Here is a 4,210-nt window from a genome sequence, read left to right on the forward strand (position 1 = left end):
TACAAACCACGGATATCTGGATTTGCTTTTTCAATGTGAATCAACGCCATTTTATCATTCAACAATTCACCGATACTGAAAGCTTCAACGCGGCCAAACAATTTGATGGCGCCACCTTTAAGCCCTAGTGTCTCCCAATTATCAAATAATAAGTTGATAGCAACCAATTCATCTTCGATACCTTCTTCATGATGAGTTTCTACCCAAGATGCTGCTGTTTCGCGGCACAATGGAATGATATCTTCTGTAATTGGCATATATTCATAGTTAGAATATTGCATGCGGAATTGGTTCAAATGATTTTTCTTTTGACGGAACTTCTTACCAGATAAGTTGATAAGATCTTCAGATTTGTAAATGTATTCGTAGTTGTCGCGGTCAGGTGTAAATTCATAACGACCAGGACATAACTCTTCCATACGCTCTTTTACAACTTTGCTAATACCTTTGAAACGGAATGGCAAATTATTTTCTACGAACCATTCTTTAGCGCGTAACAAACCATCGAGGAACTTTGCATCTTTACCGGCAAATGGAGGCAATAGGAATGGTTCACGTTTACCGCCACCTTGGATGTACAATACACCGTTTTCCTCAGCCCAACGAATACCATACGCATCTTGCCACATAAATAATGTAGTAAAGCAATTATCAGATGCTTCATAATGATGTTGTTCAAAATATTTGTCGATTAATGGTTTGTCTCTTAGTTCAAAACGTTTAAATTCTAAAATAATAATCCCTCCTATCAAATTCCTCGGTCGAGGTATTTACCATGGGTACCTATAACAACATGGTTCTTCATTATAATTTAACAGATTCGCCTAATTCAAAGTTTCCGTCGGTTGTAATTACCTTATCGCCTTCGTTTAGGCCTGAAATAATTGCTACATTATCGTCTTCTGTCATACCGACCTCAACGACACGTACGTCAACCGTATTATTTTCAGTCAATACATATACGTATTTGCCGTCTTGGTTTTCGCGAACCGCTTTGCTTGGTACAGTGAGCATCTTCGCTTTTATATCTGACTCGATGATGAGCGTATAGAACTCGCCAGCCTTGATAAGGCCTTTGTCATTGTTGAAAGTAGCTTTCACAAGAACGCTTGGCACATTTTCTGGCTGAGTCACATCTACATATGTCAATTCACCTGGTAACTCTTGGTCACCTACCTTGAGGAGTACCTTAATACCCTTTTTAGCATCTGGTGTACCCAATTTCATCGCCGCATCACGAGGGATGCTAAGGGAAGCTACCATTGGTGTAGATTGCTGAATCATCATGAACGGACGATCTGCAATGGCCATTTGACGGTCTTCATTGTAAATAGCAGTCACTGTACCAGCTATAGGCGCTACGATTGTAGATGCTGCCATTTGTGCAGATACTTGAGCAATTTGAGCTTGGATGGCTGCCGTATTGGCACCACCGCCGCCACCAGTTGTTACCGTCGTAGTTTGTGGCTGAGACCGCTCTACAATGCGATCATATTCTTTTTGAGTAATCATGCCCGCTTCGCGCATCTTCTGAGCTTGTGCCAATTGAGCACTATCTACAGACGCTGCTGTCGTAGTTGTCACAGACGTCGCATAGGACTGAGCTGAGGCTTGCGCTAACTGACCTTGTAAGGATGCTAGCTGTTGCTGTAAAGCCGATGTATCTACAGTGGCCAAGACTTGACCTTGTTGTACTTGGTCGCCTACTTTCACAGCATATGCGACCTGCCCCGTCAACGTCGGCGTTACCGTCGCCTTATTGAGAGCTGTTACATTGGCGTCATTATGGATCTGCAGTGGCATATCCTTGTATGTTACATCAGCAACGGATACCGTTTTCGTACCGCAACCAGCGATGGCCAAGGCCATCATCACAACACCAAGCATAGCAACTACAGAATAAATTCGTTTTAATTTCATTCTGTCACTTCCTGTCATATTGATTTTTATCAATACCTTAGTATATCATAAAATCAATTAGAATTGTATGAAAGCTAATTCCTTTAATTTATGGATATAACGGAGGTTCTTATGGAAGAACGGATGGACTTTAGAATATTAAATAACGGCAGCTTTATTCCCTCTATCGGTTATGGTACCTACAAGACAGGTAGCGAAGGGGAAACAGAACAAGCCGTAACTAATGCATTAAACGTAGGTTATCGATTACTTGATACAGCCGCCTACTACGGCAACGAAGAGGCCGTTGGCAGAGGCATCAAAGCATCTGGTGTTAAACGTACTGACATCGTTATTACCACAAAAATTTGGCATACCGACGCAGGCTACGATAATACGATGCGTGCTGTTGAAAGCTCCTTGAAAAAATTAGACACTAATTATATCGATATTATGCTCGTACATCAACCCCTTGGCGACTATTACGGTTCTTGGCGCGCCATGGAAGAGTTATACGACCAAAACGTATTGCGCGGGTTAGGCCTATCTAACTTTTACGAAGATCGCTTAATCGACTTGCTATATCACTGCAATGTGAAACCTGTGGTGAACCAAATTGAATGTCATCCATTCAACCAACGCCAATCTCTTATTCAATTGATGAGAAAGCATCAAGTAGTGGGCATGGCTTGGTCTCCATTCACCCGTGACCGCCAACCTATTTTTGACCATCCTATCATCAAAAGCTTGGCTGAAAAATACGGCGTGTCTAAACATCAAATCATCTTGCGTTGGCACATTCAACGTGGCATCATTCCATTGCCAAAGGCAAATAATGTAAGTCACATGGAAGCCAACTTCGATGTATTCGATTTCAAACTTACAAACATCGACATGGACGTTATGGAACTATTAGATCAACAAGACTTCTTGGAAGATCACCATACAGCGCCAGGTCTTGAACGACTATTACAACTTAAATAGTACATACTAACTCCTATTTGTGGTTAGCATCAATTATAATACACACTACAACTATGATGACAAAGTAAATAAAACAATATATGTAAAAAACCACTTATATCTAAGTTAGATAGATATAAGTGGTTTATTTTATTTCGGCACATTAAATACGGCTTGTACTAGTATCATATAAATTACTGTACCGGCAGCAATCGATATGAGCATATTACGCTTCCACAAGTGTAACCCAACCGTAACGACTAATGCTATAAGCTCAGGGATACCATAAGGATATGCTAGAACGACAGTCTCTTTAAAGGTATATACAACGAGCATGCCCATAACAGCAGCCGGCAAAGCCTTACCTAAAAAGAGTACAAAATCTGGCGCCTTTTTCCCTGGTGGAAATACGAGGAAGGCACCAAAACGAGTGAGTAATGTACCGGCCACAACAATAGCAACGGTCATGACCATTTCTGTACTAGTCAAGATGCACACCTCCCCACTTATACGCAATATAGCAGGCTACTAGCATACAGCTCATAGATAAAAGCATAAAGAGCGATTTGCCTACCAATAAGAGCATAACTATAGCCATAGCTGCACCAGCAACGCCAAAGGCTCTAATCTTATTATTTTTTGCGTTGAGCAGCATTTCAAGAAATACCACTATGAACAGACCTGGTAATACAAAATCGATGCCCCGTAAATCTACGGTAGCCAAGAGATTGCCAAACAGACCGCCTACAAAGGTACTCAATACCCAGAACACATAGTTGAGCCAAGACACGTGGAAGTAAAACCACTTTTCATCCACATCATCCGGTAACTTAGTAGCCATATTGATAGCAAAACTTTCATCACACATCCAGGCAACTGTAGGAAACCATTTCCAGCCCATATGTACATATCGTTGTAGTGCAGATAATCCATAAAAGAAATGGCGTCCATTAACGAACATGGTCAGTATAAACGCATTAATCGGATCAAATCCGGCCATCAACATACCAATCGTCACAAACTCCATGGAGCCTGCAAAAATGGTAGCCGCTAAAACCGGCGCCGTCCACCAAGGGAACCCTTGGCTCGTTGCATATAAACCAAATCCTAAACCTATGAAAAAGAAGCTAATGCCCATAGGAACCATAATAGGAAAGGCAAAAGAAAATGCACTTCGATGTTTAATTTCATTCATAGGGCTCGCCTCCTTTCTTTAATAGGTTAATCAACGTATTTTGAAATAGCATCACTATCCGTTAAGTAACAATTTGCACCTAGCCCTAGCATCATACTAATCAGAACCACCCGTAAAACGGGTGGTTTGCTCACGGGCTATAAGCCCGTAGTA

At 41.4% G+C, this 4,210-nt stretch carries 5 protein-coding genes; 1 reads left to right on the plus strand and 4 read right to left on the minus strand.

Annotated features, from left to right (window positions below; all coding sequences use genetic code 11):
• Both QZ334_RS07160 and QZ334_RS07165 read right to left on the minus strand, forming a co-directional pair.
• Positions 1–752 (minus strand): DUF2156 domain-containing protein (locus QZ334_RS07160; RefSeq protein WP_295233171.1); only part of this gene is annotated, 752 nt, incomplete at its 3' end.
• Positions 753–804: 52 nt separating this feature from the next.
• Positions 805–1,938, minus strand: a complete 1,134-nt coding sequence (locus QZ334_RS07165; RefSeq protein WP_416376196.1) for an efflux RND transporter periplasmic adaptor subunit — start codon at positions 1,936–1,938, stop codon at positions 805–807.
• 93 nt (positions 1,939–2,031) lie between these two features.
• Here QZ334_RS07165 and QZ334_RS07170 point away from each other — a divergent pair, with 93 nt between their 5' ends.
• On the plus strand, positions 2,032–2,883 hold the full coding sequence (locus QZ334_RS07170; RefSeq protein ID WP_227721445.1) for an aldo/keto reductase: 852 nt from the start codon (positions 2,032–2,034) through the stop codon (positions 2,881–2,883).
• A gap of 129 nt (positions 2,884–3,012) precedes the next feature.
• Here QZ334_RS07170 and QZ334_RS07175 read toward each other — a convergent pair whose 3' ends face one another.
• Together QZ334_RS07175 and QZ334_RS07180 are read right to left on the minus strand one after the other, a co-directional pair.
• A complete protein-coding gene (locus QZ334_RS07175; protein WP_295233177.1) occupies positions 3,013–3,351 on the minus strand; it encodes a branched-chain amino acid transporter permease in 339 nt (112 codons plus the stop codon).
• On the minus strand, positions 3,344–4,009 hold the full coding sequence (locus tag QZ334_RS07180) for an AzlC family ABC transporter permease (protein ID WP_374047447.1): 666 nt from the start codon (positions 4,007–4,009) through the stop codon (positions 3,344–3,346). The genes QZ334_RS07175 and QZ334_RS07180 overlap by 8 nt, the downstream gene beginning before the upstream one ends.
• Positions 4,010–4,210: the final 201 nt, after the last annotated feature.

Origin of the sequence: Veillonella sp. (genome assembly GCF_019414865.1) — a bacterium.
Taxonomy (GTDB): Bacteria; Bacillota; Negativicutes; order Veillonellales; family Veillonellaceae; genus Veillonella.

What these genes read in the sequence shown, in the direction of transcription:
- QZ334_RS07165 (WP_416376196.1), bottom strand. Translation starts at nt 1,938, where the DNA reads ATGACAGGAAGTGACAGAATGAAATTAAAACGAATTTATTCTGTAGTT.
- QZ334_RS07170 (WP_227721445.1), top strand. Translation starts at nt 2,032, where the DNA reads ATGGAAGAACGGATGGACTTTAGAATATTAAATAACGGCAGCTTTATT.
- QZ334_RS07180 (WP_374047447.1), bottom strand. Translation starts at nt 4,009, where the DNA reads ATGGTTCCTATGGGCATTAGCTTCTTTTTCATAGGTTTAGGATTTGGT.